This is a genomic window from Verticiella alkaliphila (assembly GCF_018904615.1).
Taxonomy (GTDB): Bacteria; Pseudomonadota; Gammaproteobacteria; order Burkholderiales; family Burkholderiaceae_B; genus Verticiella; species Verticiella alkaliphila.
In genome coordinates this window covers 69,857-89,251 of sequence record NZ_JADCNH010000005.1, presented here as the reverse complement: position 1 = coordinate 89,251, position 19,395 = coordinate 69,857, and the positions used below count along the sequence as shown (strand labels likewise).

The 19,395-nt window shown below is 66.1% G+C and carries 21 protein-coding genes and 1 pseudogene; all 22 read left to right on the top strand.

The features are described 5' to 3' along the window. Window positions 1–71 precede the first annotated feature (71 nt). The 22 genes and pseudogenes from IMZ29_RS05525 to IMZ29_RS05420 all read left to right on the top strand — a co-directional run bounded on the left by IMZ29_RS05525 (window position 72) and on the right by IMZ29_RS05420 (window position 19,394). The gene (locus IMZ29_RS05525) at window positions 72–719 is read left to right on the top strand and encodes a hypothetical protein (protein WP_033972364.1); all 648 of its coding nucleotides are present in this window, start codon (window positions 72–74) and stop codon (window positions 717–719) included. Further along, complete coding sequence (locus tag IMZ29_RS05520; protein ID WP_371820129.1) at window positions 692–1,894, top strand: DUF6094 domain-containing protein; 1,203 nt, start codon at window positions 692–694, stop codon at window positions 1,892–1,894. The genes IMZ29_RS05525 and IMZ29_RS05520 overlap by 28 nt, the downstream gene beginning before the upstream one ends. A gap of 49 nt (window positions 1,895–1,943) precedes the next feature. After that, window positions 1,944–2,264: a hypothetical protein gene (locus IMZ29_RS05515; protein ID WP_033972366.1), complete on the top strand. Its 321-nt coding sequence runs from the start codon at window positions 1,944–1,946 to the stop codon at window positions 2,262–2,264. An 89-nt stretch (window positions 2,265–2,353) separates the two neighbouring features. Further along, window positions 2,354–2,659 carry a hypothetical protein gene (locus IMZ29_RS05510; RefSeq protein ID WP_009459685.1) on the top strand — a complete coding sequence of 102 codons (306 nt, stop codon included), beginning with the start codon at window positions 2,354–2,356 and terminating at the stop codon, window positions 2,657–2,659. Window positions 2,660–2,794: 135 nt separating this feature from the next. After that, window positions 2,795–5,074: a helicase-related protein gene (locus tag IMZ29_RS05505; RefSeq protein ID WP_033972367.1), complete on the top strand. Its 2,280-nt coding sequence runs from the start codon at window positions 2,795–2,797 to the stop codon at window positions 5,072–5,074. Between the two features lie 115 nt (window positions 5,075–5,189). Beyond that, on the top strand, window positions 5,190–5,396 hold the full coding sequence (locus IMZ29_RS05500) for a hypothetical protein (protein ID WP_009459683.1): 207 nt from the start codon (window positions 5,190–5,192) through the stop codon (window positions 5,394–5,396). A gap of 147 nt (window positions 5,397–5,543) precedes the next feature. Beyond that, the gene (gene pilL2, locus IMZ29_RS05495; protein WP_029886381.1) at window positions 5,544–6,143 is read left to right on the top strand and encodes a PFGI-1 class ICE element type IV pilus protein PilL2; all 600 of its coding nucleotides are present in this window, start codon (window positions 5,544–5,546) and stop codon (window positions 6,141–6,143) included. Continuing rightward, window positions 6,140–6,781, top strand: coding sequence for a hypothetical protein (locus IMZ29_RS05490; protein WP_029886382.1), 642 nt, complete (start codon window positions 6,140–6,142; stop codon window positions 6,779–6,781). The genes pilL2 and IMZ29_RS05490 overlap by 4 nt, the downstream gene beginning before the upstream one ends. 14 nt (window positions 6,782–6,795) lie before the next feature. Further along, on the top strand, window positions 6,796–7,521 hold the full coding sequence (locus IMZ29_RS05485; RefSeq protein ID WP_009459680.1) for a TIGR03759 family integrating conjugative element protein: 726 nt from the start codon (window positions 6,796–6,798) through the stop codon (window positions 7,519–7,521). After that, on the top strand, window positions 7,503–8,105 hold the full coding sequence (locus IMZ29_RS05480; protein WP_029886383.1) for a transglycosylase SLT domain-containing protein: 603 nt from the start codon (window positions 7,503–7,505) through the stop codon (window positions 8,103–8,105). The genes IMZ29_RS05485 and IMZ29_RS05480 overlap by 19 nt, the downstream gene beginning before the upstream one ends. Window positions 8,106–8,121: 16 nt before the next feature. Further along, window positions 8,122–8,640, top strand: coding sequence for an integrating conjugative element protein (locus IMZ29_RS05475; protein ID WP_253206902.1), 519 nt, complete (start codon window positions 8,122–8,124; stop codon window positions 8,638–8,640). A gap of 4 nt (window positions 8,641–8,644) precedes the next feature. After that, window positions 8,645–10,834 carry a type IV conjugative transfer system coupling protein TraD gene (gene traD / locus IMZ29_RS05470; protein WP_033972370.1) on the top strand — a complete coding sequence of 730 codons (2,190 nt, stop codon included), beginning with the start codon at window positions 8,645–8,647 and terminating at the stop codon, window positions 10,832–10,834. Next, window positions 10,831–11,580: a TIGR03747 family integrating conjugative element membrane protein gene (locus tag IMZ29_RS05465; protein WP_033972371.1), complete on the top strand. Its 750-nt coding sequence runs from the start codon at window positions 10,831–10,833 to the stop codon at window positions 11,578–11,580. Before traD ends, IMZ29_RS05465 begins: the two co-directional genes overlap by 4 nt. Before the next feature lie 98 nt (window positions 11,581–11,678). Then, on the top strand, window positions 11,679–12,062 hold the full coding sequence (locus IMZ29_RS05460) for an integrative conjugative element protein, RAQPRD family (protein ID WP_033972373.1): 384 nt from the start codon (window positions 11,679–11,681) through the stop codon (window positions 12,060–12,062). Beyond that, a complete protein-coding gene (locus IMZ29_RS05455) occupies window positions 12,059–12,292 on the top strand; it encodes a TIGR03758 family integrating conjugative element protein (RefSeq protein ID WP_009459672.1) in 234 nt (77 codons plus the stop codon). The genes IMZ29_RS05460 and IMZ29_RS05455 overlap by 4 nt, the downstream gene beginning before the upstream one ends. 16 nt (window positions 12,293–12,308) lie before the next feature. Continuing rightward, window positions 12,309–12,668, top strand: coding sequence for a TIGR03745 family integrating conjugative element membrane protein (locus IMZ29_RS05450; protein ID WP_024308620.1), 360 nt, complete (start codon window positions 12,309–12,311; stop codon window positions 12,666–12,668). A gap of 11 nt (window positions 12,669–12,679) precedes the next feature. After that, entirely contained in the window at window positions 12,680–13,078 is a 399-nt protein-coding gene (locus IMZ29_RS05445) for a TIGR03750 family conjugal transfer protein (protein ID WP_009459668.1), read from the top strand. After that, window positions 13,075–13,764: a PFL_4703 family integrating conjugative element protein gene (locus tag IMZ29_RS05440; protein WP_009459666.1), complete on the top strand. Its 690-nt coding sequence runs from the start codon at window positions 13,075–13,077 to the stop codon at window positions 13,762–13,764. The genes IMZ29_RS05445 and IMZ29_RS05440 overlap by 4 nt, the downstream gene beginning before the upstream one ends. Continuing rightward, window positions 13,761–14,687, top strand: coding sequence for a TIGR03749 family integrating conjugative element protein (locus IMZ29_RS05435; RefSeq protein ID WP_033972374.1), 927 nt, complete (start codon window positions 13,761–13,763; stop codon window positions 14,685–14,687). The genes IMZ29_RS05440 and IMZ29_RS05435 overlap by 4 nt, the downstream gene beginning before the upstream one ends. Then, window positions 14,677–16,106, top strand: a pseudogene (locus IMZ29_RS05430) (TIGR03752 family integrating conjugative element protein). The gene IMZ29_RS05435 and the pseudogene IMZ29_RS05430 overlap by 11 nt, the downstream one beginning before the upstream one ends. After that, the gene (locus IMZ29_RS05425) at window positions 16,087–16,527 is read left to right on the top strand and encodes a TIGR03751 family conjugal transfer lipoprotein (RefSeq protein ID WP_029885961.1); all 441 of its coding nucleotides are present in this window, start codon (window positions 16,087–16,089) and stop codon (window positions 16,525–16,527) included. The pseudogene IMZ29_RS05430 and the gene IMZ29_RS05425 overlap by 20 nt, the downstream one beginning before the upstream one ends. Continuing rightward, on the top strand, window positions 16,527–19,394 hold the full coding sequence (locus IMZ29_RS05420; RefSeq protein ID WP_029885962.1) for a conjugative transfer ATPase: 2,868 nt from the start codon (window positions 16,527–16,529) through the stop codon (window positions 19,392–19,394). The genes IMZ29_RS05425 and IMZ29_RS05420 overlap by 1 nt, the downstream gene beginning before the upstream one ends. Window position 19,395 lies beyond the last annotated feature (1 nt).

Below are 19,395 nucleotides of genomic sequence, written 5' to 3'. Positions count from 1 at the left end.
TTTCTTCCACCCCCCGGGGCAGTACTTGCCCCAGCGGGCGATGCTGTTCCCGTTCATCCGAGGACACCACCATGCCCACCAATACTTCTTCCACGCTGTACCGCATCGACGAATGCCCGGACGTGATGGCCGACGCCTGCGTCGGCGATGACCAGGGCAACCTGATCTTCCTGTCCATCTGGGCGCGCGACACCGCCGTCCAGCAGTTCCTCGCTCGCCTGACCCTCGGGCGCGACGAGCAGGGACTGGACCAGTTCCACGTCATCACCGACCAGGGCGGCAGCGTCCCGGTGTTCATCGGCAACGTCGATCGCCTGGAAAAGCGCATCACGCGCGCTTACCGGCGAACGCTGTTCGGATCGCTCTCCAACGTGTGGCTGTTCGACCGGCGCTGCGTCAAGCCCGACAAGGCCAACGCCAGCGCACTGGCACTGCTGCCACAGGGCAGCGCCCACCGGCTTGACCGCCTGTGGATGCTGGTGCGGGACACCTGCCCGTTGCCGCTGCTCGACCACTGGCGCGAGACCGTGCTGGAACTGCTGCAAACCCGCGAGATGCTGGCCCGCCTTCCGTTCGCCCTCGGGCCGTTGGAAGGCCATCGGCTCGCCATCGACGTGCCGGCGCTGACCCTGGCGCTGGGTTCCCTGATCCGCAGTGACGTGCTCACGGCCTATCCGTATCCGGCCAAGATCTGGACGCCGGAAGCGGTAGCGGCCTGACCCACCCACGGAGGCACGCCTTGGCGTGCTTCCGCCATTCATCCCCCGCCAACCAGGAGACTTCCATGGCCCTCATGTTCCCGCGGCTCGCCCGCAATTTCGCCAAGAACGGTTACTACCCAACCGACGAACCCACGCTCGAAAGAGCCCTCAACGCACTGATGCCCAGCGACGGGCCGATGTGCATCCTTGATCCCTGCGCCGGCGAAGGCGTGGCGATCGCCGAAGCCGCCCACGCCCTCGGGCGCGAGCAGGCCAAGGCGTTCGCGGTCGAGTTCGACGCGGAGCGGGCACGCCATGCCCGCGGCCTGGTCGATCACTGCCTACACGCGGACCTGATGGACACGATGGTCTCCAAGCAGTCCTTCGGGCTGCTCTGGCTGAATCCGCCGTATGGCGACCTGTCCAAGGACATCAACGGCAACATCGGCTATCAGGGCCAAGGCCGCGCCCGTCTCGAAAAGCTGTTCTATCAGCGCAGTCTGTCGTTGCTGCAATACGGCGGCGTGCTGGTCTTCATCGTCCCCGGCTACGTGCTCGACGCGGAGCTGGTCGGCTGGCTGACACGCCACTACACGGACCTGCGCATCTACCGAGCGGTGGAGACGCAGTTCAAGCAGGTGGTGATCTTCGGCCGTCGGGTGCGTCAGCGCGAGCTGGCGTCGGATTCGATTAAGGCCGTGCGCAATCTGCTGCTGCAGGTTGGGCTTGGCGAAGTCGAACCCGAGGAACTGCCGAGCGACTGGCCGTTCCTGCCGTACATCGTCCCCGCCAGTCCGGCCGAGCCGGAGCACTTCTTCCGCGTGACGATGGAGCCCGAACAGTTCACCGACGAGGTTGGCAGGCTGCAAGGTCTCTGGCCGTCTCTGGACACGCACCTAGGGGCCGCGCAGCAATCGCTGCGTCCACCGGCGCGGGCCTTGTCCCACTGGCATCTCGCCCTGGCTTTGGCCGCGGGTGCGATTTCCGGCGTCGTGCGCTCCCAGACCGGGCGCGTGCTCGTCGTCAAGGGTGACACCCACAAGGACAAGACGCTCCAGCGGGAATTCACCGAACGCGACGACGGCTCCATCGCCGAGACCCGCATCCTCACCGACAAGTTCGTGCCCGTCATCCGCGCGTGGGACATGACGCCTGGCTCCCCGACACGGGGCGAGGTGCTGACCATCCGCTAATCCCCCGGACGCCTGACGTCCTGCTGCACTTCATCGAAGGAGAAACACCATGCTCTCACGTCTGTTCCAGCGGCCCGCGCCGCACAAGCAACCCTTGTTCGCACCGGCCTCGTTGCAGTTGAGCGAAAAGGTGCACTGGCTGGCCCGCCGAGGTCTCATCGATCCCTTGTCCTATGTACAGCGCCACGTGCGCGGCGACTGGGGCGAGATCGACGAGGCCACCCGCCAGGCCAACGATGTCGCACTCGATCAGGACAACCTGATGATCTCCCAGTACCGCATCACGCCGGAGTTGGTGCTGATCGTGAAGACCAGCGAAGACCACCAGACCACGGTGGTCCAGCTTCCCGAAGAGCGCGACCTGATCTGAAGGCACCACCTCGTCATCCCATCCACCTGACGGAGCCACTTCACTCCGCCAGGGGTGTCGTGGCTCAATAACCTTTCAAGGAGGAGCCCATGGCATCACATCGCATCGAAACCTACTGCCAGAGGCTGGCGTTCCCCATCGGGGCGCTTATCTTCAGCAAAGGCATTGACCGCCTGGTCCGCTCGGGTCGCCTCGACCCGATCCCGTACTTCAGGCGCCACACCCGTGGTGACTGGGGCGACGTCAACGTCCAGCAATGGCAGGCCAACAGCACCGCACTTCAATCAGGTGCTTCGCTGGCATCGCACTACGTGATCCACCCGGGGCTGGCCATTCGCATCGTTACCGACGCGGAGCGCCGCGCCACCGTCATCGTTCTGCCGTCCGAGGACTGAGCACGGTTCACCCGCTGGCCATCCAGGCCAGCACCTTCAACCACCTTCGGCCACGCGCCGATTTACTTCCCACCACGGGGCATGCCACTGCCCCGCTGGGGGTGGTGCATGCCCCATTTTCTTTGGAGCATCACCATGTCCCTCGATCTCGAAACCAATGCCGCTGAAGCCGCGCCCGTACAGGGCGAACTGCTCGATGCGGAATCTTCCCCTCTGACCCTGAGCCTTCAGGATTTCGTCGGCGAGTTCGGCGACGAACTGCTCGACGCCCTCAACAGCGCTAATCCGCCGGTCTATACCGGCCAACCGCAGGCACATCGCCAGCTCATCGTCGCCAGCCTCAAGCGCAAGCTGTTCCAGGCCCAGGCCGAAGTCGTCCATGCCGCCGCCGAGCTGCTGATTGACCGTGGCGAACATGCCGCGATCGTCAATGGCGAAATGGGCTGCGGCAAGACGACCGTCGGCATCGCCACGGCCGCCGTGCTCAACGCCGAAGGCTACCGCCGCACCTTGGTTCTTTCGCCGCCGCACCTTGTTTACAAGTGGCGGCGCGAGATCCAGGAGACGGTAGCGGGCGCCAAAGTGTGGGTGCTTAACGGGCCGGATACGCTCGTCAAGCTCATCAAGCTGCGTGAGCAGTTGGGTGTGCAGCCCACGGGTCAGGAGTTCTTCGTCCTGGGCCGCGTGAGGATGCGGATGGGCTTCCACTGGAAGCCTGTCTTCACCCAGCGACGCACCCGCCACGGCGACGTCGCCGCATGCCCGGACTGCGGCACGGTCATCACCGACCTCGACGGCGAGCCGGTCAACCCGGTCGCGCTTGAAGCCGAGGAGTACCGCAGGAAGTGCAGCCATTGCGCCGCGCCCTTGTGGACGCTGATCCGCCCGCGCAGCCTGTCCGGCAGCGATCAGTCCTCGGCCGTCCTCAAAGCCTTGAAGCGCATCCCGACCATCGGGGAAATCACCGCGCAGAAGCTCATGAAGCGCTTCGGTGATGGTTTCCTTGCCTCGATGTTGGGGGACAACGTGCATGAGTTCATCAACCTCATGGACGGCAACGGCGAACTGGTCTTTTCCGACCGTCAGGCCACGCGCATGGAACGCGCGATGGCCAACATGGAGTTCGGCTTCGGCGAGGGCGGCTACCAACCGTCCGAGTTCATCAAGAGGTACCTGCCGCAAGGCACGTTCGACCTGCTCATCGCCGACGAGGCCCATGAGTACAAGAACGGCGGCAGTGCCCAAGGCCAGGCCATGGGCGTGCTGGCGGCGAAGGCTCGCAAGACCTTGCTGCTGACTGGCACGCTGATGGGCGGCTATGGGGACGACCTGTTCTATCTGCTGTTCCGAGCCCTGCCTGGGCGGATGATCGAAGACGGCTACCGCCCGACCACGAGCGGCAGCATGACCTCGGCTGCGATGGCGTTCATGCGCGATCACGGGGTCTTGAAGGACATCTACTCCGAGAGCACCGGCACGGCGCACAAGACGGCCAAGGGCACCAAGGTATCGGTGCGCACGGTCAAGGCTCCGGGCTTCGGCCCCAAGGGCGTCTTGCGCTGCATCCTGCCGTTCACGATCTTCCTCAAGCTCAAGGACATCGGCGGCAACGTCCTGCCGCCGTATGACGAGGAGTTCCGCGAAGTCGCGATGGACACGGCGCAAGCCGCGGCCTACCGCGATCTGGCGGGTCGGCTGACCGCGGAGCTGAAACAGGCTCTGGCGCGACGCGATACGACCTTGCTGGGTGTGGTCCTCAACGTGCTGCTGGCCTGGCCGGATTGCTGCTTCCGGTCGGAGACCGTGGTGCATCCGCGCACGCGCAACACCTTGGCGTTCGTCCCGGCTCAGTTCAACGAGTTCGAGGTGACACCGAAAGAGCGCGAGCTGATCGACATCTGCAAAGAGGAGAAGGCGCAAGGCCGCAAGGTTCTGGCCTACACGGTCTATACCGGCACGCGCGACACCACGTCGCGCCTGAAGGTGCTGCTGGAGCAGGAGGGCTTCAAGGTGGCGGTGCTGCGCGCGAGCGTGGACGCCAGCCGCCGCGAAGACTGGATCGCCGAGCAACTGGACCGTGGCATCGACGTGCTCATCACCAACCCCGAGCTGGTCAAGACGGGGCTGGATCTGTTGGAGTTCCCGACGATCGTGTTCATGCAGTCGGGCTACAACGTGTACTCGCTCCAGCAGGCGGCACGCCGCTCCTGGCGCATCGGGCAGAAGCACCCCGTGCGCGTGATCTATCTCGGCTACGCCGGTTCCTCGCAGATGACATGCCTCGAACTGATGGCCAAGAAGATCATGGTCTCGCAGTCCACCTCGGGCGATGTACCCGAATCGGGGCTGGATGTCCTGAACCAGGATGGTGATTCCGTCGAGGTCGCACTGGCCCGGCAACTGGTCGCCGCCTGATTCCCACGCCACAAGCCGGCCTAGCGCCGCCGGCATTTCTGTTGTTCCCACCTTGCAGCCACGCCCACGTTCTCCGTGGAGGTGGCTGCGCTTTTTTCATCCCAAGGAGATTTCCATGAATACCAACACCCAACCGTCCGAAGCCATCGACACCCAACGGAAGCTGGAAGCCGAGATTGCGGATTTCCTGCGACAGCGCATCGAAGATGGGAACCTCGATGCGGAGGACATCCCTGTGCGCCTGGCACGCTATGGTCTGATGGCCCCCGAGGCGTTCCTCGCCGAAATGCGTGAGCGCATGGGCATCGACGACGAGAAATAAGAGACCCATTTTCACAGGCCCCAACTTGGGGCCTTTCTTTGGTGAAGGCGCTGCCGGCAAATCGGGCGCTGTCTGGTTCGCATTGTTTGCTGCCGCTCGTAGCCCGAGCGGCGATGGTGAGGGCTCGATGTTTCAGGACGCCGAGCTATGTGCCCCTCTCCACCCTGGTTTCACCATCCCGAACGCCGCCTGCTGGCGGGATTTCTCGGCCTGCTTTGGTCGGTGCTGGCCGGTGGCTGCGCGACGACGACTGCGCCGGTCGCGCCCGACACCATCGAGGAAGTCTCGGCCGCGCCCGAACCCGAAGCGCCCGAGTACATCCCGGTCGTGCGCTACGCCCGCTACACGCTGGTCGAACTGGCCCCTACAGCGGCGCAGCGCGACCTGCTGTTGCAGACCATCGACGTGTCGATGCCCGAGGATGCCCGCGCCACGGTCGGCGATGGGCTGCGGCATGTGCTCAAGCGCAGCGGCTACAGCCTGTGCCAAACGGCGCATGCCGTGATCGAGCTGTATAAGCTGCCACTCCCGGCGGCGCACCTGCATCTCGGTCCCATGACCTTGCGCGATGCGCTGCTCACCCTGGCTGGTCCGGCCTGGGAACTGCACGCGGATGACCGCGCACGACAGATTTGCTTCGAGCGGCCCGGCGACAGCGTGGCCGCCGAACCCATGCCCGAACCGACCGCCGCCGATGCGGTGCAGACCTTCCCGCTGATGCCTTCCACTCCAGGAGGCCAGCCATGAACGCTCCGCAATCTTCGCGTCGCCCGACCGCCGCCGTGGTGGTGCAAAGCCTGCTCTGGCTCTGGCTGCTCGGTCTAAGCGTCATCGTGGCCCTCGGCTACCAGGCGATGAGCGACCAGGCCGACCAGGAACGGCTCGATTCCCGTCTGCAACGCCTCGAAGCGCAGGCGGTGGCCCTGGCCGAGGCCATCGAGACCATCCAGCAGCGTCCGGCCGTCGCAACGGCGGCGGACCTCAAAGACACCCGCCAAATCCTGGAAGCACGCGCTTCCCAGGTTGAGAAAACACTAAGCGGCTACGCAGCCGCCGACGACCTTCAGGCGCTGCGCGCGGAGATCGAGCAGATCAAGACGCGCCAGACCGCCGCGCGTGCAGCAGCCCCCGTCCAGCCGCGCACATCGAGCAAGCCCGCAGCCAAGTCTGAACCGCCGCCATTGCCGTTCCGCATCGTCGGCGCCGAACTGCGCGCAGGCCAGCGCAGCGTGTCCGTCGCGCCGAGCAGTGGGGACTTCACGCCCGACCAGCTTCAGGTGCTGCTGCCCGGTGATGCGGTCGGCCCATGGCGCTTGCAGGCAATCGATGGCAGCGCCGCGGTGTTCCAAGCCGGCGACCAGACCCGTCGCGTGGCGATTCCCTGATCGGAGCACACCACATGAAGCCGTCGATCATCCTTTCCGCACTCCTACTGGCTTCAGTCCAGTGGCCCGCGTGGGCGCAGCAGTCAGCCACGGCTCCCGCCCGCAATGCGCAGAGCCAGGAGCGCCCGCTGGCCGCCCGCGTCCTGGACGACCGAGTAGCAAGCAACTGGGGCCTCCAACCCCAGGAATGGGTGCGTTACCGCGAGCTGATGGATGGGCCGCTGGGCATCTACTCGCCCAACCTGGACCCGCTGTCTGCCCTAGGCATCGAGGCACGCACCGACGAAGAACGGCGGCGCTATGCAGAGCTGCAGGTGCAAATCGAGGCACGCCGCGTCGAGAAGTTGCTCGCCTACCAACGCGCCTACGACGAAGCCTGGCAGCGCCTGAACCCCGGCATGCAGCGCGTGAACCTGCCCGACGACGGGCCGGGCGCCGGCACCGCGCGCGGCAGCGGCCGAATGGCGGTGTTCGTCAAGGACGGCTGCGCGGCCTGTGGGCAGCTCGTGCAGCGCCTGCAATCCTCGGGTGCCGAGTTCGACCTGTATATGGTGGGCAGCCGCCAGGACGATGCACGCATCCGCGACTGGGCCAAGCGCGCGCAGATCGACCCGGCGCGCGTGCGCAGCGGCAGCATTACCCTCAACCACGACGGCGGCCGCTGGCTGTCGCTGGGCCTGCCCGGTGACTTGCCCGCGGCTGTGCGCGAGGTGAACGGCCAATGGCAGCGTCAACCGTAGCGACCTCCGTCTCGCAGCTCTTGCGCGCACTGCTGCTTGCTACCGGCCTGTGCGCCTGCGCCGTCCATGCCCAGGAGGTTCCACCACCGGCCTACCAGCTCGCCGCACAGCGGGCGGGCATCCCCTCGACCGTACTCTACGCCGTGGCCTTGCAGGAGAGCGGTGTTCGGCGCAACGGGCGCATCGTCCCGTGGCCGTGGTCCCTCAATGTCGCCGGCCAGTCGCGCCGCTTCGCCACGCGCGCCGACGCCTGCTCGGGCTTGCAACAGGCAATGCGCGCCACGCCCCACACGCGCATCGATGCAGGCCTGGGCCAGATCAACCTCGGTTACCACAAGCACCGCTTCACCAGCGCGTGCGACCTGCTGGACCCTTATCGCAACCTCGCCATCGCCGCTGAGATCCTGAAGGAGCAGCACACGTCCGGCGAAGACTGGCTGTTGGCGATCGGCCGCTACCACCGTCCTGCGGGCGGCGAGCCCGCCGCCCGCTACCGGCGCAGCGTGTCGCGCCATCTCGCGCGTGTGCAGGGCGCACGCCCAAACGCCGCGGTGCTCGCCACGCGCCAGGAGACTTCCCCATGACGAAATCCCATCTGGCCTGCGGGGCCTGCTTGTGCTGCTGGCGGGTCTGCCGCTGGCATCGCGTGCCGGCGATCCGCTGATCGTGGTCGAAGATCGCGGTGGCACGTCGGCGCTGCCGTACTACGAGGCCCTCAACCTCCAGCCGCGCGCCGATGTCCCGGCCCGGCCGCCCATTCCGACGCCACAGGTTCCCGCCACACCCGCGGACGAGGCAGCGATGCTGCCGGTGCGCAGCGCCAAACTCACGCCTGGCACCGTCGCGCGGCGCGTGATCGAAGCGCCCGGCCTGCGGCCGTTCGTGGTCATCGGCGACGACGACGCCTCCCGGGCCTGGTTGCAGCGCCGCGGCATTGCTTTGCGCGAACGCGGCGCGGTCGGCTTGGTGGTCAATGTCGAGACCGCGCAGGGCCTGGCACGGCTGCGTGCCCTGGTGCCGGGCGTGCCGCTCGCGCCCGTAGCCGGAGACGACCTGGCCGATCGCCTGGGCCTGCGGCACTACCCGGCGCTGATCACGGCCACCGGCATCGAGCAATGAAGCCATGTCGGGGAAACAGCCGATCGAGGTTCTGCTACGCCCAGCGGTGGAGCTATACACCGTCGCAGCGTGTGCAGGCGCCGCGTTTCTGTCCCTGGTGGCCCCGTGGTCGCTCGCGCTGAGCCCTGCCATGGGCGTCGGCAGCGCCCTGGCGTTCGGCGCCTACGGCGCGATCCGCTACCGCGACGCTCGCGTCATCCTGCGTTACAGGCGCAACATCCGCCGCCTGCCGCGCTACGTGATGACAAGCAAGGATGTGCCCGTCAGCCAGCAGCGGCTTTTCATCGGGCGCGGATTCCTGTGGGAGCAGAAGCACACCCATAGGCTCATGCAGACATACCGGCCGGAGTTTCGCCGCTACGCGGAGCCGACACCGGCCTATCGCCTGGCGCGTCGGCTGGAGGAACGGCTGGAATTCGCGCCGTTCCCGCTGTCCCGGCTCTCCGCTCTCACGGGCTGGGACGTTCCTTTCAACCCTGTGCGCCCGCTGCCACCTGTAGGTGGCCTGCCGCGGCTGCATGGCATCGAACCCGACGAGGTGGACGTCAGCCTGCCGCTGGGTGAGCGCGTCGGACATTCGCTGGTGCTGGGCACGACGCGCGTGGGCAAGACGCGGCTGGCCGAGCTGTTTGTGACTCAGGACATCCGTCGCAAGAACGCTGCCGGCGAGCACGAGGTCGTGATCGTTATCGATCCCAAGGGCGACGCGGATCTCCTGAAGCGGATGTACGTCGAAGCCCAGCGCACAGGCCGTGAAGGCGAGTTCTACATCTTCCATCTCGGTTGGCCGGAAATCAGCGCCCGCTACAACGCGGTAGGACGCTTCGGTCGCATCTCGGAAGTCGCCACCCGTATCGCAGGGCAACTCTCCGGTGAAGGCAACAGCGCGGCCTTCCGGGAGTTCGCGTGGCGCTTCGTCAACATCATTGCCCGCGCTTTGGTGGAACTGGGGCAGCGCCCGGACTACATGCTGATCCAGCGGCACGTCATCAACATCGACGCACTGTTTATCGAGTACGCCCAGCACTACTTCGCCAAGACCGAGCCCAAGGCCTGGGAGGTGATCGTCCAGATCGAGGCCAAGCTCAACGAGAAGAACATCCCGCGCAACATGATCGGGCGCGAGAAGCGCGTGGTCGCGCTGGAGCAGTACCTCTCCCAGGCGCGCAACTACGACCCGGTGCTCGACGGCCTGCGCTCGGCAGTTCGGTACGACAAGACCTACTTCGACAAGATCGTCGCATCGTTGCTGCCGCTGCTGGAAAAGCTCACCAGCGGCAAGATCGCCCAACTCCTGGCCCCGAACTACTCCGACCTGACCGACCCGCGCCCGATCTTCGATTGGATGCAAGTCATCAGGAAGCGCGCCATCGTCTATGTGGGACTGGACGCGCTGTCCGACGCCGAGGTTGCCGCAGCGGTCGGCAACTCCATGTTCTCCGACCTGGTTTCGGTCGCGGGTCATATCTACAAGCACGGGATCGACGATGGCCTGCCTGACGCTTCGGCTGGCGCGCGCGTGCCGATCAACGTCCATGCGGATGAATTCAATGAACTCATGGGTGACGAATTCGTGCCGCTTATCAACAAAGGCGGCGGCGCCGGGCTGCAAGTCACCGCGTACACGCAGACCCTCTCGGACATCGAGGCCCGTATCGGCAACCGCGCGAAAGCTGGCCAGGTGATCGGCAACTTCAACAACCTGTTCATGCTGCGCGTGCGCGAGACGGCCACCGCCGAACTGCTGACGCGGCAGTTGCCGAAGGTCGAGGTCTATACCACCACCATCGTCTCAGGGGCGACCGACAGCTCGGACATCCGTGGCGCGACGGATTTCACGTCGAACACCCAGGACCGCATCAGCATGTCCAGCGTGCCGATGATCGAGCCATCGCACGTAGTCGGCCTGCCAAAAGGCCAGTGCTTCGCGCTGCTGCAAGGCGGCCAGCTTTGGAAGGTTCGCATGCCGCTGCCGACACCAGACCCGGATGAAGTGATGCCGGCGGATCTGCAGCAACTGGCCGGATACATGCGCCAGAGCTACAGCGAGGCCACGCAGTGGTGGGATTTCACTAGCTCCCCTGCCTTGCAGGATGCGGCCTTGCCCGATGACCTGCTGGACGATGCTGCTCCAGCCGAGCCTGCTGCGGTGGCCACCGACACCGACCACAGTACCGACGAGGCCGCGCCATGAAGGACGCCGCCTCGACCGCGCAGCGGGAGCAGAACCAGCGCCAGGGTCTGATCGTCGGCACCATCACCTTGCCATTTCGCCTGCTCGGGGTATTGATTGGCTCGCTGCTGTTCTCGATCGTGGTGGAGTGCGTCGGCATGCACCTGTTCTGGAAGGATCAGGGCTGGCGCCATTCCCAGCAGATGTTGCAGTACGAGCTTGGGCACCTGTCCAGCCACTTCACGCGCAGCGTGGTCGTGCAGGAGCCAGGGCGCACGGCGCACGAGTTGGTGGATACAGGCTACGAATGGGTGTTCGTTCGCTCGGGGCTGCTGGCGCGCATGAGCCAGACCGCCGAGCGCGTCCGCGCGCCCAGCCACGAGCAGACGCGCAACTTCCGCTACTACATCAGCCAAGTCTATGTCTGGGCCGAGAGCTACCTCATCGCCGCAGCCTTCACGACGCTGACCTTCCTGGTGCGCCTGCTGGTCCTGGTGCTCACGTTGCCACTGATCTTCACGGCCGCTTTCGTCGGTCTGATTGACGGTCTGGTGCGACGCGACGTGCGCAGGTTCGGCGCGGGCCGCGAATCCGGGTTCATCTACCACCGTGCGAAAGCCAGCCTCATGCCGCTGGCCGTGCTGCCGTGGATCACGTACCTGGCGCTGCCGATCTCGGTGCATCCATTGCTGATCCTGTTGCCGAGCGCCGCCTTGCTGGGACTGGCCGTGAGCCTGACTGCGGGCAGCTTCAAGAAGTACCTCTAGCAGATCAATCCGGTCATCTGCAGGTTCCTATTGTTTGCGGCCTGAAACAGCCCCGATCTCCACGATCGAGCCATTGCTGATCACACAGGAATGGCGCGATGTTGGCTCCGATCTGGCTGCGCGCCGCGCATCGCGGCGTGCCCACTTTTCTCGTGACGGCCCTTGTACTGGGTCAGTCCTCGATGGCGTTGGCCGAGTCCCCGGCGCAGCGTCAGGAGTTGGTCGCAGCGCTGCGCCAGCTCGACGCGCTGGAGCGCACCGTCGCCGACAGCGCTACGCATGCCCCCATCCAGCCGGGCGAGCGCTACCACTTCGATTACCCGAGGCTGCTGGCTGACCTGGCGCGCGTGCGCGCCGGCATCCAGGCCCATCTCACACCGTCGCGCGCCCAGCCGCGCGACGCCTCCGAACTGATCGGCGACTACCGCACGGAGCGGATCGTCCCGCCATCACCGCCGACGACCACGGAGGGCAAGCCATGAACGGCGCCCAGGTCTCGGCATTTCAAGCCAACAGCGGCATCGCGCCTTCAGCGATGGCGACCGTCCTGGTCGGCGTCGTGTTCGCGGTCCTGCTCGTCTGGGGCGTCTGGGCCATGCGAACGGCCTACGTGGGGTGGTCCGAAAGCCGCCTCAACCAGCGCCAGTTCCTCGGCGTCTGCATCCGATTCGTCGCGATGTACCTCGTCCTGACTTTCTTCCTCCTCTCCTGACCTGAAAGGCATGACCATGCAAAACCGCATCCTCACTTCCCGTCTTGCCCAGCGCGCCACCGTGGCCCTGGGCACCGCAGCGCTGCCCGCGCTGTCGTTCGCGCAGGGTCTGCCGCAGTTGGAGAACCCGACCCGCGGCACAGGCAACGGCATCATGGAAACGATCCGCAACTACGGCTACGACATCATCATGCTCGTGGCTCTGCTGGTGGTGGCGTCCATGTTCATCGGCGTGTGCTACCACGCCTACGGGACCTACGCGGAAATCCACACAGGCCGCAAGACGTGGGGCCAGTTCGGCCTCACGGTCGCCATCGGCGCCGTCCTGCTCGTGATCGGCATCTGGCTGCTCACCGAAGCCACCGGCATCCTGTAAGCGAGGCCGGTATGTCCGAGCAGCAGCACGTCCGTGCGGACGGGACGGTCACGTTCCTTCCGCACCGGCTCAATCGACATCCCGTTGTGGTGCGCGGTCTCACCGCCGACGAGCTGTGGATCTGCTGCGGCCTGTCCGGCGCCGCCGGTCTGCTGGTCGGCGCACCGCTGTCGTGGGTGTTCCGCACGATCGCGCTAGCACCCACGTTCGTCGTCCTGGGCGTGGCCTTCGGCGTGTTCATCGGCGGCGGCATTCTTCGCCGCCTCAAGCGCGGGCGTCCCGACACCTGGCTGTATCGGCAACTGCAATGGCGCATTGCCACACGCCATCCGCTGATGGCGGGCTGGGTAGGCGGCCATGTGCTGATCTCGCGCTCCGGCTTCTGGACCACCCGAAGGAGCGCACGATGAGCCGCTTCAAGAACGAGATCACCCACCTGCAGGCGCACATCAAGACGCTTCGCCTGGGTGCTGGCGCCCTGATCATCGTCGCCCTGGTCATGGGTGGCGGCTGGTGGAGCGCTCCCCGCGATCTGACCATCCACGTTCCGCCTGACCTGCGCTCCGGCAGTACCAGGAAGTGGTGGGAAGTGCCGCCCGAATCGGTCTATGCGTTCACGTTCTACGTGTTCCAGACGCTCAACCGCTGGCCGACGAATGGCGAAGAGGACTACGCGCGCAACCTCCACACGCTCTCGCCGTACCTCACCCCATCCTGCCAGGCCTTCCTGCGCGCGGACTACGACTACCGCCGCAGCACGGGCGAGTTGCGCCAGCGCGTGCGCGGCATCTACGAAATCCCCGGCCGCGGCTACGGCGACGACCCCACGGCCCGCGTACGCGTGGTTTCCGACCGCGACTGGGTAGTGACGCTGGACATCACCGCCGACGAGTACTACGGCGCCGAGCAAGTCAAGCGCGCTCTGGTGCGCTATCCCGTGAAGGTCACGCGGGTGGACGTCGATCCTGCCCGCAACCCGTTCGGCCTGGCGCTCGACTGCTATGAGGGCGCGCCCCAGCGCATCAGCACGCCGGAGCCGACGCGCCCGGCGTCTGGTGGCCTGTCTCCGCAAGCGCCCCAAGGAGAAACCCCATGAAGCATCCTGTACTCACGCTGCTGGGGCTGTTGGCCGTGGCCGCGGCTCCTGCTGTCCAGGCGGTGGAGATCCTGCGCTGGGAACGTATGCCGTTGGCGGTGCCGCTGAAGGTCGGCCACGAGCGCATCGTGTTCATCGACCGCAACGTCCGCGTGGGCGTACCTGCGGGCGTCGGCGAGCGCCTACGGGTGCAGAGCGCGGGCGGCGCGGTGTACCTGCGTGCTAGCGAGCCGATCGAGCCCACGCGGCTGCAATTGCAGGACGCCGACACGGGCGCGCTGATCCTGCTGGACATTGCGGCGGAGCCAGCCAAGGACGGCGAAGCCGAGCTGGAACCAGTGCGCATCGTCGAGGGCAACAGCACCCCGGCGCGCTATGGCGATCAGCCCGGCGATGACAACGAAGCTCCGGCGCGCGCCCAGGACCAGGCCGGCGCGCGAGCGGCGCGACGCGAGACCCCGGTGTCGGTTGTCCTGACGCGCTTCGCCGCACAGAACCTCTACGCGCCGCTACGCACCGTGGAGCCGCTGCCGAGCGTCATGCGGGTGAACCTGCGCAGTGGCCTCGACCTCGGCACGCTGATGCCGACGCTGCCCGTGCGCGCGGTCGCGCTCGCGTCATGGCGTCTGGAAGACCAGTGGGTGACCGCCGTGCGCCTGACCAACAGCAGCAGCGGCTGGATCACCCTGGACCCGCGCGTGCTGCAAGGCGATTTCCTCACCGCCACCTTCCAACACGAGGCGCTTGGCCCGCGCGGGACGCCCGAGGACACGACCGTCCTGTACCTGGTGACGCGCGGGCGTGGCCTTGCGCAATCGCTGCTACCAGCGGTCAACCGCTTCGACCCGGCCGTGCATCTCCCGCAACCGGAAGCCGGTTCCCAGGATGGCACCGACCGCAAGGAGGTCCGCCATGCGCAGTAATGGACTCCTGAAGTGGCTGATGATCCCGGTTGCCGTGCTGGTGCTGTTCGTCGCCATCCGGCTGTTCTCGGGAGGCAGCACTTCGGCACCACCGACCGCGGATGCCGGCGCCAAGCTCACGCCAGCGGAAATGAAGGCGCTGGGCATCGAGGGCGATACCCCGCGCGACACCGTGGCGACGCTCGTTGCCCAAGTGAAGCAGTTGCGCACCGAGCTTCAGACCGCGCTCTCGGACAACAAATCCCAGCGCGAAGAAAACCAGCGACTGCGCCAGCGCGAGAACTCCATTGACCAGCGCATCAATTCGGCCCTCGACTCCGAGCGCACCAACCTGCGTCGCGACCAAGAGCAGGCAGCCAGCGCGCGCCAGCAGACCGAAGGACTGCTGGCCGACCTGCAACGGCGCCTGGACAGTATCGGCGGACGTGGCGGCGGCCATGCCGACCTGCCGGTGGGTCTGGGGCTGCGTGACGGCGACGAGGCCGGCATGGAAGGCGGCGTGCGCTGGGTCGAACCCGACGATGCGAGGAAAGCCGAGGGGCGCAACAGCAGTCGTGGCACGGGTAGCGGCATGAGCTTCCCGACGAGCTTCGGCCCCGCGCAGAGCACGTTGGAAACCACGGCCGAAACCGTGCGAACGCGGGCGCACGCGCCGCAGGCGTGAAGAGCGCCAAGGCGGTCTATACCGTACCGACCAATTCGACACTGATGGGGTCGGTGGCGATGACGGCGCTGATCGGCCGCGTGCCGATCGACGGAACCGTCAACGATCCGTACCCCTTCAAGGTGTTGGTCGGACAGGACAACCTGACCGCCAATGGCATCGACATTCCCGACGTGGCCGGTGCCGTGTTCAGCGGCACCGCATCGGGCGACTGGACGCTCTCGTGCGTGCGCGGCCAGGTACGCAGCATCACCTTCGTCTTCCACGACGGCACGATCCGCACCATCCCCGAAGACCGCGACGGCAACCAGCAAAACAACCAGCAGCAGAACTCTCAAAGTGGAGGCCTGGGCTGGATCAGCGACCCATACGGCATTCCCTGCGTCAGCGGGGAGCGGCGCAGCAACGCCCAGCAGTACCTTGGCTCGCAAGCCCTGATTACCGCCGCCGGTGCCGGCGTCGCCTCGCTGATCGACAGCGACAGCGGCCAGATGTCCTACGTCGGCGCCGACGGCTCCATCGGCAGCGTCGGTATCTCGGGCAATGAAGCCGTGGGCCGCATCCTGGCCGGTGGCGTGCGCGACATGGCCGACTGGGTGAACAAGCTGTACGGCCAGGCGTTCGCCGCTGTCTATGTCCAGCCCGGCGCGAAGGTCGCCGTCCACCTCGAAAAGCCGCTCGCCATCGACTTCGATCCCGAAGGCCGCAAGGTCGATCACCGCGCAGGAGAAAGCCATGCTCTCGAACTTGAATAAGGCCCTGGCGCTGGCCCTCGCCGTCGCGGTGCTCGGCGGCTGTGCCACCAGCAAGGAAAAGCTGCTCCCCCACGGCGACAGCACGATGATGGACATCTGGCAGCAGAACGCCGGTGACGGGGGTGGTGGCGCCGGCCAGGTGGCGCGCAGGCAATTGCTCGATGCACGCCAGAGCCTGCGCCGGCCGCTGACCGAGGCCGACGTGGAGGCCGCGCCCACCGAGCAGATGCGCTACACGCGCACGGCGCGCAACGAGGTCTATCGCCAGTTCCACCGCCTGCCGAACCCCGATCTTGTCATGTATGTGTACCCGCACCTGGCGGGCACCGATCCCGTGCCGGTTCCGGGCTACACGACGGTCTTTCCCCTGTACCAGCGAGTGCAGTACGCCATGCCGGGCGAGCGCGTGGAGGACTACTGATGCGCTGGAAACTCCCCTGGCCGAAGCTGGCTGCATCCGATGGTGGCAATGACGAGCAGCCGGACGGCTGGCAGCGCCACGTCGAGGCGTTGCGCCAGGCCGGCATTGCCGAACCCGGAGCGACGGTCCAGGGCCGCAGGCCGGCGACCGTGGCGGACGAGCAGGCGATGTACGACGTTGCGCAGTCATTCGCGGAGCTGCTGCCGTGGGTGGAGTTCCTGCCGCCGTCGAAGTCCATGCTGCTGGAGGACGGGCAATCGGTCGCGGCCTTCTACGAACTGGTCCCGCTAGGCACCGAAGGTCGGGAGCCGGGCTGGCTCGCTCATGCCCGCGATGCGCTCGAAAACGCGCTCCAGGACTCGTTCGATGAGCTGGATGAGAACCCGTGGGTGCTCCAGCTCTATGCACAGGACGAGCCCAGCTTCGACCAGTACATGCAGACGCTACGCGACTACGTGCAGCCGCGCGCCCGCAGCACGGCCTTCACCGAGTTCTACCTCCGCTTCTTTGGCCACCACCTGCGCGCGGTGGCCAAGCCCGGCGGACTGTTCGAGGATACGGTGGTCACGCGGTTGCGCTGGCGCGGCCAGACGCGGCGCGTGCGCATGGTGGTCTATCGCCGGGCCGCCGGGCAGGCGAACCGCCGCGGCCAGACACCCGAGCAAATGCTGAACATCGTCTGCGATCGCCTCTGCGGCGGCTTGGCGAACGCCGGCATCCAGGCCCGGCGCATGGTCGCGGCCGATGTTCACGACTGGCTGCTGCGTTGGTTCAACCCACGCCCCACGATGCTCGGGCCCGGCGCAGAGGAGCGAGAGCGCTTCTATGCGCTGGCCCGCTATCCCGACGAGGTGGAGGAAGGTGAAATCGAGCTGGCGAGTGGTCGGGACTTCAGTCAACGGCTATTCTTCGGTCAGCCTCGCTCCGATGCCGAGCACGGCACCTGGTACTTCGACGGTATGCCGCATCGCGTACTGGTCACCGACCGGCTACGCATGCCGCCCGGTACGGGGCACCTGACCGGCGAAACCCGCAAGGGGGACGCTATCAACACGCTTTTCGATCAGATGCCCGAAGACACTACGATGTGTCTGACCATGGTGGCGACGCCCCAGGACATCCTCGAATCGCACCTGAATCACCTGGCGAAGAAGGCTGTCGGCGAAACACTGGCATCGGAACAAACGCTCAAGGATGTGCAGGAGGCACGCTCGCTCATCGGCAGCGCGCACAAGCTCTACCGCGGCACGCTGGCCTTCTATCTGCGCGGACGCGATGAAGCCGAACTTGACAGGCGCGGTCTGGACCTCGCCAACGTGATGCTCAACGCGGGGTTGCAGCCTGTGCGCGAGGACGATGAAGTCGCGCCGCTCAACAGCTACCTGCGCTGGCTACCGTGCTGCTACAACCCTGCGCAAGATCGACGGAACTGGTTCACCCAACTGATGTTCGCCCAGCATGTGGCGAATCTCTCGCCGGCGTGGGGTCGCAGCCAGGGTACGGGTCATCCGGGCAACACGTTCTTCAACCGCGGCGGCGGGCCGATCACGTTTGATCCACTGAACCGCTTGGACAGGCAGATGAACGCCCATCTGTTCCTGTTCGGCCCCACCGGCTCGGGCAAGAGCGCAACGCTCAACAACCTCTTGAACCAGGTCACGGCCATCTACCGGCCGCGGCTGTTCATCGTGGAGGCCGGCAACAGCTTCGGCTTGTTCAGCGACTTCGCAAAGCGCCTGGGTCTGACCGTGAACCGGGTCAAGCTGGCTCCTGGCTCGGGCATCAGCCTAGCGCCGTTCGCCGACGCTCGCCGGCTGATCGAAACGCCCGGCAACGTGCAGACGCTGGATGCCGATGCACTGGATGAAGAATTGCCAGCCGATTCCTCGGTCATGGAGGAGGACGAGCAGCGCGACGTGCTGGGTGAACTGGAGATCACGGCACGGCTGATGATCACAGGCGGCGAGGACAAGGAAGAAGCCCGGATGACGCGGGCCGATCGCTCGCTGATCCGCCAGTGCATCCTCGATGCCGCCGAGCACTGCGTGGCCGAGAAACGCACGGTGCTCACGCGCGACGTGCGCAACGCGCTGCGCACGCGCGGCCAGGACCCGACGCTGCCCGAGATGCGGCGCGTGCGGCTGCTGGAGATGGCGGACGCGATGGACATGTTCTGCCAAGGCACGGACGGCGAGATGTTCGATCGCGATGGCACGCCGTGGCCCGAGGCCGACATCACGCTGGTGGATCTCGCGACCTATGCCCGGGAGGGCTACAACGCGCAGCTCTCCATCGCCTACATCAGCCTGATCAGCACGGTGAACAACATCGCCGAGCGCGACCAGTACCTGGGCCGTCCGATCATCAATGTGACCGACGAAGGCCACATCATCACGAAGAACCCGCTGCTTGCGCCCTACGTTGTAAAAATTACAAAAATGTGGCGCAAGCTAGGGGCCTGGTTCTGGCTGGCTACACAAAATATCGACGATCTGCCGCGTGCCGCGGAGCCCATGCTCAACATGATTGAGTGGTGGATCTGCCTGTCGATGCCGCCCGATGAGGTCGAGAAGATTGCACGCTTCCGCGAACTCTCGCCCGCGCAGAAAGCGCTGATGCTCTCGGCGCGCAAAGAAGCGGGCAAGTTCACCGAGGGCGTCATCCTTTCCAAGAGCATGGAAGTGCTGTTCCGCGCCGTGCCGCCCAGCCTGTACTTGGCGTTGGCGCAGACCGAACCCGAAGAGAAGGCCGAGCGCTACCAGCTCATGCAGCACTACGGCTGCACCGAACTGGAAGCGGCCTTCAAGGTGGCCGAGAAGATCGACCAGGCGCGCGGCATCGAGTCGCCGGCCTTGGAACTGTCGTAAG

What these genes read in the sequence shown, in the direction of transcription:
- IMZ29_RS05480 (WP_029886383.1), top strand. Translation starts at nt 7,503, where the DNA reads ATGGCAGCGTCAACCGTAGCGACCTCCGTCTCGCAGCTCTTGCGCGCA.
- IMZ29_RS05460 (WP_033972373.1), top strand. Translation starts at nt 11,679, where the DNA reads ATGTTGGCTCCGATCTGGCTGCGCGCCGCGCATCGCGGCGTGCCCACT.
- IMZ29_RS05525 (WP_033972364.1), top strand. Translation starts at nt 72, where the DNA reads ATGCCCACCAATACTTCTTCCACGCTGTACCGCATCGACGAATGCCCG.
- traD (WP_033972370.1), top strand. Translation starts at nt 8,645, where the DNA reads ATGTCGGGGAAACAGCCGATCGAGGTTCTGCTACGCCCAGCGGTGGAG.
- IMZ29_RS05500 (WP_009459683.1), top strand. Translation starts at nt 5,190, where the DNA reads ATGAATACCAACACCCAACCGTCCGAAGCCATCGACACCCAACGGAAG.
- IMZ29_RS05445 (WP_009459668.1), top strand. Translation starts at nt 12,680, where the DNA reads ATGTCCGAGCAGCAGCACGTCCGTGCGGACGGGACGGTCACGTTCCTT.
- IMZ29_RS05490 (WP_029886382.1), top strand. Translation starts at nt 6,140, where the DNA reads ATGAACGCTCCGCAATCTTCGCGTCGCCCGACCGCCGCCGTGGTGGTG.
- IMZ29_RS05505 (WP_033972367.1), top strand. Translation starts at nt 2,795, where the DNA reads ATGTCCCTCGATCTCGAAACCAATGCCGCTGAAGCCGCGCCCGTACAG.
- IMZ29_RS05420 (WP_029885962.1), top strand. Translation starts at nt 16,527, where the DNA reads ATGCGCTGGAAACTCCCCTGGCCGAAGCTGGCTGCATCCGATGGTGGC.
- IMZ29_RS05510 (WP_009459685.1), top strand. Translation starts at nt 2,354, where the DNA reads ATGGCATCACATCGCATCGAAACCTACTGCCAGAGGCTGGCGTTCCCC.
- pilL2 (WP_029886381.1), top strand. Translation starts at nt 5,544, where the DNA reads ATGTGCCCCTCTCCACCCTGGTTTCACCATCCCGAACGCCGCCTGCTG.
- IMZ29_RS05455 (WP_009459672.1), top strand. Translation starts at nt 12,059, where the DNA reads ATGAACGGCGCCCAGGTCTCGGCATTTCAAGCCAACAGCGGCATCGCG.
- IMZ29_RS05440 (WP_009459666.1), top strand. Translation starts at nt 13,075, where the DNA reads ATGAGCCGCTTCAAGAACGAGATCACCCACCTGCAGGCGCACATCAAG.
- IMZ29_RS05515 (WP_033972366.1), top strand. Translation starts at nt 1,944, where the DNA reads ATGCTCTCACGTCTGTTCCAGCGGCCCGCGCCGCACAAGCAACCCTTG.
- IMZ29_RS05485 (WP_009459680.1), top strand. Translation starts at nt 6,796, where the DNA reads ATGAAGCCGTCGATCATCCTTTCCGCACTCCTACTGGCTTCAGTCCAG.
- IMZ29_RS05465 (WP_033972371.1), top strand. Translation starts at nt 10,831, where the DNA reads ATGAAGGACGCCGCCTCGACCGCGCAGCGGGAGCAGAACCAGCGCCAG.
- IMZ29_RS05425 (WP_029885961.1), top strand. Translation starts at nt 16,087, where the DNA reads ATGCTCTCGAACTTGAATAAGGCCCTGGCGCTGGCCCTCGCCGTCGCG.
- IMZ29_RS05450 (WP_024308620.1), top strand. Translation starts at nt 12,309, where the DNA reads ATGCAAAACCGCATCCTCACTTCCCGTCTTGCCCAGCGCGCCACCGTG.
- IMZ29_RS05435 (WP_033972374.1), top strand. Translation starts at nt 13,761, where the DNA reads ATGAAGCATCCTGTACTCACGCTGCTGGGGCTGTTGGCCGTGGCCGCG.